A 6,245-nucleotide genomic window follows, 5' to 3' on the forward strand; every position below is an offset into this window, starting at 1 on the left:
TATCACCTCTATTTTATAAATCTAGAACTTGTTTATATACTATATCTTTCTTTAACTTTCTTTCTTTACACACAGCCTTGATTGCATCTTTTTTACTTATACCTTCTTCCATAAGCTTTACCACATACTCTCTATCATTTAAATCATCGTACTCGCAAACTTTTTTTACTTCACCTTTAAAGCCTTCAACTATAAGTACAAATTCTCCTTTTACTTCTCTTTCATTAAAAATTTCTATACAACCTTGTATATCTTTTCTTATTATCTCTTGATACTTTTTAGTTAATTCTCTATTTATTGCTATAGATCTATTACCTAATACTTTTAACATATCTTTTAAAGTATCTTTTAGTCTATGTGGAGATTCATAGAATATAATAGTTCTTTTTTCATATTGTAATTCTTCTAGTTGCGCTCTTCTTCTTTTTTTGTCTCTATCTAAAAAACCTTCAAATGCAAATTTTCCAGTTTCAAGCCCTGACCCTATTAACGCCGTGATAGATGCAGTAGCCCCAGGTAATACAACTACCTCAATATCATTTTCAATAGCCTGTTTTATTACTTCTTCTCCAGGATCTGATATTCCAGGCATTCCAGCGTCACTTATCAACGCTATATTTTCTCCGCTTAGTAATTTATTTATTAAATATTCACCTTTATTATCTTTATTATATTCATGATAACTTGTTAATGGTTTCGATATTTCAAAATGATTTAAAAGTTTAATACTATGTCTAGTATCTTCTGCTGCTATTAAATCAACTTCATTTAAAACTCTTAAGGTTCTATATGTTATATCTTCTAAGTTTCCTATTGGAGTTCCACATACATATAATTTTCCACTCATTTATTTTTCTCCTATATCTTGATTTGCATATATGTCATCAATTTCTTTAGTATAATTTCCATCCTCATCATAAACATATAATGGATCTAATATTTTTAAATCTGGTCTTCCACCCTTAGTAAATTGAACTAACATTATGTTAGGAGCTTTGTCTTGCTTAGGATGAATAAACTGAATTTGCTTTGGCTCTAACTTATACTGTCTTGCTAATGTTATTATTTCTATCAGTCTAGTTGGTCTGTGGATCATGTAAAACTTGCCTGTATCTTTCAACAATCTAGATGCGGATCTTATAACGTCTTCTAAATTACATTTTACTTCATGTCTTGATATAGCCTTTTTATCATTTGGATTTTTTATTCCATTATCATGCATGTATGGAGGATTTGAAGTAACTACATCAAACTTGTTAACCTCTAAAGTTTTATCTATTACTTTTATATCTCCATTTACAATTTTAACTCTATCTTGTAAGTCATTTAATAGTACAGATCTTGAAGCCATCTCATAAACTTCTTCTTGGATCTCTACACCTATAATTTCCTTAGCTTCACTTTTACCAGCTATTAATATTGGTATTATACCTGTTCCTGTTCCTAAGTCTACTACACTAGCACCTCTTTTTACTTTAGCAAAATTAGCTAATAAAACAGCATCTACTCCAAAACAAAATCCAGTTGTGTCTTGTATCAACCTTAGTCCTTTTAATTGAATATCATCTATTCTTTCCGTCTCTTTTATTTTTACGTCCATAAATCTACTCCTTAATATTAAAAATTCACAATTTAAAGGGTAGGAAATATCCTACCCCCTATTAATCTTCTAATTTTTTTAACTCTCTTAATGTCTCTGCATCAAGTTTTTCATCTTTTTGTCCACATCCAGCACATTTCTTAGCTTCTTGTAAAATCTTTATATCTTCTCTTTCATAAAGTTTTATGTTTTTATCTTGTAATTCTACTTTAATTTGTTCTAAAAGAGGATTAATTTCAATTACTTTTCCTTTGCCATCTGGAGATTGTACTATAGAACCTACTGTTGGCATTTTTTCTAATGCTTCACTATATACATCATGTTCATATTTTAAACAGCAGAATAATCTACCACATATACCTGAAATTTTAGTAGGATTAAGTGATAAACTTTGATCCTTCGCCATTTTTATAGATACAGGTTGGAAATCTCCTAACCAAGAAGAACAACATAATCTTCTTCCGCATGGTCCAAGACCACCTATAGATTTAGCTTCGTCTCTTACTCCAATTTGTCTTAGTTCTATTCTAGTCTTAAATATAGAAGCTAAGTCTTTTACAAGTTCTCTAAAGTCTATTCTTCCTTCTGCTGTAAAGTAGAATATTAGCTTATTTCTATCAAACGTATATTCACAATCTATAAGAAACATAGTTAATTCATGTTCTTTTATTTTTTGTTGGCAAACCTCAAAAGTTTCTTTTGCTTTTTCTTTATTTTCTAAATAAATCTTAGTATCTTCTTCTGTTGCTATTCTTACAATAGGTTTTAAAGGTGATACTAACTCACTTTCGTCTAATTCCTTAGGTCCTACTACAACCTTACCATATTCTAATCCCCTTGCAGTTTCTACTACTACATCTACATTTTTCTCTATTTCAAATTCTACAGGATCAAAATAATATATTTTTCCTGCACTTTTGAATCTAACACCCACTATTCTTATCATTTAATCACCTCATATATATTTAAAGACATCACTTGTATACTCAAATTAAAGTTACAATTACTTCTTAACTTTTTCTTAGTCTCTTCTATTATATCAATAATCTTAGACACTTGAGAATAGTTAATTTTTTTGCTCATATTTTGTAAAAATGTTATTTTATCTATATTTATAATCATATCTTTATTTATATTTTCTTTTAACATCATTATATCTCTAAAGTAATTCAAAGTTATATCCAAAACTTCAATAATATTATCTTTATATTTATCATACTTACTTGGAAGTTCTAGTATATCAACTACATTCTTATCTAACATAGTTTGTATATTGCTTTGAATATCTTCTCTCATTACCATAAAATCTGATGACTCAGACAGCTCTAAAGCTTTACTTATACTTCCTCTAGAAAATGTAGCTAACATACTAGCTTTTCTATCTTCAATTCCCTTTGCTTTCAAATACTCCTTTAATTCTATAAACGGTATTGGTAAAAACTTTACTATATCACATCTTGACTTTATTGTATCTAGTAATGAGTTTTTATTATTTGTTAAAAGTATTATTATTACGTAGTTAGGTGGTTCTTCTAATGTTTTTAATAATGCATTTTGAGACTCTATAGTCATTTTTTCCGCATCAGTAATTAAATATATTTTGTAATCTCCATGTGGCTTTATTATAACATCAGTCTGTAAGCTTCTTATTTGAGCTATTTTTATACTTGCACCTTGAGGTTCTATAGATATAAAATCAGGGTTATTCTCTAGATGCTCTGTTTTAAGTAAAAACTTTGCAAACTCCTGTGCAAGTGTGCTTTTCCCAACTCCATTTATTCCCTCAAATAAATACGCATGATTTATTTTATCTTTTGTAATAGAGTTTGATAAATATTTTTTAGCAAAACTTTGTCCTATAATATTTTCAAAATACATATCTATTTCTCCATAGAATCTATAGTTTTTTTAACAACTTTATATACTTCTTCATGTATACTATCTATACTTCTTAATTTTTCATCTTCTATACAATCAATCTTATTCCAATTATACTTGTTTGCTATATATAAAGAGTTATTATATGATCTTGTTAGATAGTCTATATCACTTTCATGTATATCTTTTTTTTCTTCCCCTGTAAATTTATTTTTTCTATTTTCCATAAGTTTTTTACTAAATTCTACAGGAACATCCAAAAATACTACACAATCTGGTTGTGGAATCTTATATAAATTAAACTCAAAGTCAAATAACCAATTTATATATTTATCTCTTTCTTGTTCATCCATTTTTGATGCTTGATGAACCATATTTGAAGTAGTATATCTGTCTGCTATTATAATTCCGCCTTCATTATAAAAAGATTCCCATTCCGTTTTAAAAGATGCGTATCTATCTGCTGCGAAGAATGTAGAAGCTACATATGCATCTACGTCATTAGCATTTTTCCCGAAGTCTCCATTTAAATACATCTTAACTAGTGAAGCAGAATCTGATTTATAATTTGGATATTCGACTTTTTTTACTTTATATCCATCCTCTATTAATCTATTGTATAATTTTTTGGTTTGAGTTGCTTTTCCGCTAGCATCTGAACCACTTTCTATAATTATTAACTTTCCTTTCATTTTTTACACCTATCAATATTGATCACGCTTAATATACTCATATACGTAACTAATACTGTCTTCCTTTCTTATGAATTTAATCTATGTCTATAACTTGAAGAAACCTAAGTTCACTATCTTTAACTCCATTAACGTTCATTCCCTTAGATTTACATTCTATAATGTAATCAATAACTTCTCTTGTAATCTCCTCTCCAGGAGATACTAAACTAACTCCTGGTGGATATGGTATTATATACTCACCTGAAATTTTTCCTATACTATTCTCTATTTTAACATTTTTTTTATCCATATAGAATGCTTCTCTTGGAGTTAATATCTTTTTAGGTAATTTAATTGGGTAGGATACGCCTTTTAAGTAATTTTCTTTTTTATAGATTTTATCAATTTCAAATAAAGCATTTTTTAACTTTAGAAATTCATCTTCTGTATTCCCAATTGTTGCAATCAATAAAACACCATAGTAATTAGATAGCTCAACCTGTATATTATAATTTTCTCTTAAAATATTTTCTAATTCATGTCCCGTAATTCCAAGTTTCTTTGTATTTAAAAATATTTTAGTATAATCTTTACTTTCATCTACTTTAATATTTTTAAGCTTATAAAGTTCACTTTTAAATTCATCTATATTGCTTAAAAGTTTGTCCATCAAATCAAACCCATTTTTTTCGTATATATCTACAGCTATATCCAAAGATGCCATAAGTAAATATGATGGGCTTGAAGATTCTGTTATTCTAAGCATATTTGTTAACTTATTTATATCTATTCTATTTCCTTTAATATGAATCATAGATGATTGTGTAAAAGATGGTAATGTTTTATGAGTACTTTGTATTACTATATCTGCGCCTTGGCTTAATGCTGTCTCTGGTAGCTTCTCACTTAACCCTAAATGAGCTCCATGGGCTTCATCTATTATAACAGTCATACCTTTTTCATGTGCATAACTACAAATAGACTTTAAATCAAATACATCTCCAAAATAAGTTGGATAAGTCAGAAAAACTGCCTTGGCATCTAAATTTGAGTCTATAACTCTTTTTACATCATTAAAACTAACTCCAGATAAAGTATTGCTATCTTTATTTATACTAGGGTTAACATAAATTGGATCTATATCTCCAATTATACAAGAATTAATCGCTGACTGATGGCAATCTCTATTTAGTATTATTTTTTCTTTAGGATTTACAGAAGCCATTATAGCTGCCTCAATTCCACAAGTAGATCCATTCACTAAATAAAAAGTTTTATCGCTTTTAAATGCTTCTGAAGCCCTTTTAAGAGACTCTTTTATACACTCTTCTGGTGAATGTAAATTGTCTGTACCTGGAATCTCAGTTGTATCTAGCTTGTATAAATTTCCAAGTATATCTTCATACCCTAGCATTTTATATATAGCGCCTTTCTTATGACCTGGCATATGAAATGATATTATATTATCATCAACTATTTTTCTTAAAGAATCTATTATTGGTGTATTCATTACTTTTAATTTTACTTTAACTTAAATTTCAAGCTAAAGATCCTCCTCCCAAAACATATTGTGATTATATTAAACGACTATTTTAATCATATAATTATAATCAAGTTTTTTAAAGTATCTTATATCATTTTTTACTTTATATATTTTAATCACATCTCGTACAAGCGTAATATTTTTATTTTTAAACAAGAAAAGATGGCTGATATTTAGTTTGCAGCACAGAGATCATTCAAAGCATCTTTTCTAATCTCTTTATATCATACCGTACAAGCGTAATTCTTCTTTATTTTACACATCAAAAAAGTGGTTAGTATTAAGTTACAATGCAGATGTCATTTTAAAGCATCTTCTCAGCTTTATGACTTCAAATGTAACTTAATACTAACCACCACTACTAAATCCACGTAAAATAAAAAAAGATTACGCGGCTACGTCCTACTCTCCCAGGCAGCTTCCCACCAAGTACCATCGGCGCTAAAGAGCTTAACTTCTGTGTTCGGAATGGGAACAGGTGTATCCTCTTTGCTGTAATAACCGCATAATCTTTATTTAGAGTTAATACTCTAAAAACTGAATAACATTT

Annotated in this window: 6 protein-coding genes and 1 rRNA gene; all 7 read right to left on the minus strand. The window is 28.4% G+C overall.

What is annotated here, in order from left to right; all coding sequences use genetic code 11:
* Positions 1–13: 13 nt before the first annotated feature.
* On the minus strand, positions 14–847 hold the full coding sequence (gene rsmI / locus ACRDDE_RS05410; RefSeq protein WP_438626064.1) for a 16S rRNA (cytidine(1402)-2'-O)-methyltransferase: 834 nt from the start codon (positions 845–847) through the stop codon (positions 14–16).
* Positions 848–1,600: a tRNA1(Val) (adenine(37)-N6)-methyltransferase gene (locus ACRDDE_RS05415; protein ID WP_438626065.1), complete on the minus strand. Its 753-nt coding sequence runs from the start codon at positions 1,598–1,600 to the stop codon at positions 848–850.
* Positions 1,601–1,661: 61 nt separating this feature from the next.
* Positions 1,662–2,546 (minus strand): PSP1 domain-containing protein, encoded by an 885-nt coding sequence (locus tag ACRDDE_RS05420; protein ID WP_021430378.1) that lies wholly within the window; start codon positions 2,544–2,546, stop codon positions 1,662–1,664.
* A complete protein-coding gene (locus tag ACRDDE_RS05425) occupies positions 2,543–3,478 on the minus strand; it encodes a DNA polymerase III subunit (RefSeq protein ID WP_114543055.1) in 936 nt (311 codons plus the stop codon). Before ACRDDE_RS05425 ends, ACRDDE_RS05420 begins: the two co-directional genes overlap by 4 nt.
* A gap of 2 nt (positions 3,479–3,480) precedes the next feature.
* Positions 3,481–4,170 carry a dTMP kinase gene (locus tag ACRDDE_RS05430; RefSeq protein WP_148552032.1) on the minus strand — a complete coding sequence of 230 codons (690 nt, stop codon included), beginning with the start codon at positions 4,168–4,170 and terminating at the stop codon, positions 3,481–3,483.
* Between the two features lie 76 nt (positions 4,171–4,246).
* Positions 4,247–5,662 (minus strand): aminotransferase class I/II-fold pyridoxal phosphate-dependent enzyme, encoded by a 1,416-nt coding sequence (locus tag ACRDDE_RS05435; protein WP_438626066.1) that lies wholly within the window; start codon positions 5,660–5,662, stop codon positions 4,247–4,249.
* Between the two features lie 422 nt (positions 5,663–6,084).
* A 5S ribosomal RNA gene (rrf, locus tag ACRDDE_RS05440) occupies positions 6,085–6,201 on the minus strand.
* Positions 6,202–6,245 lie beyond the last annotated feature (44 nt).

Source organism: Paraclostridium sp. (assembly GCF_051656405.1).
Classification (GTDB): Bacteria; Bacillota; Clostridia; order Peptostreptococcales; family Peptostreptococcaceae; genus Paraclostridium.

What these genes read in the sequence shown, in the direction of transcription:
- rsmI (WP_438626064.1), bottom strand. Translation starts at nt 847, where the DNA reads ATGAGTGGAAAATTATATGTATGTGGAACTCCAATAGGAAACTTAGAA.
- ACRDDE_RS05415 (WP_438626065.1), bottom strand. Translation starts at nt 1,600, where the DNA reads ATGGACGTAAAAATAAAAGAGACGGAAAGAATAGATGATATTCAATTA.
- ACRDDE_RS05420 (WP_021430378.1), bottom strand. Translation starts at nt 2,546, where the DNA reads ATGATAAGAATAGTGGGTGTTAGATTCAAAAGTGCAGGAAAAATATAT.
- ACRDDE_RS05425 (WP_114543055.1), bottom strand. Translation starts at nt 3,478, where the DNA reads ATGTATTTTGAAAATATTATAGGACAAAGTTTTGCTAAAAAATATTTA.
- ACRDDE_RS05430 (WP_148552032.1), bottom strand. Translation starts at nt 4,170, where the DNA reads ATGAAAGGAAAGTTAATAATTATAGAAAGTGGTTCAGATGCTAGCGGA.
- ACRDDE_RS05435 (WP_438626066.1), bottom strand. Translation starts at nt 5,662, where the DNA reads ATGAATACACCAATAATAGATTCTTTAAGAAAAATAGTTGATGATAAT.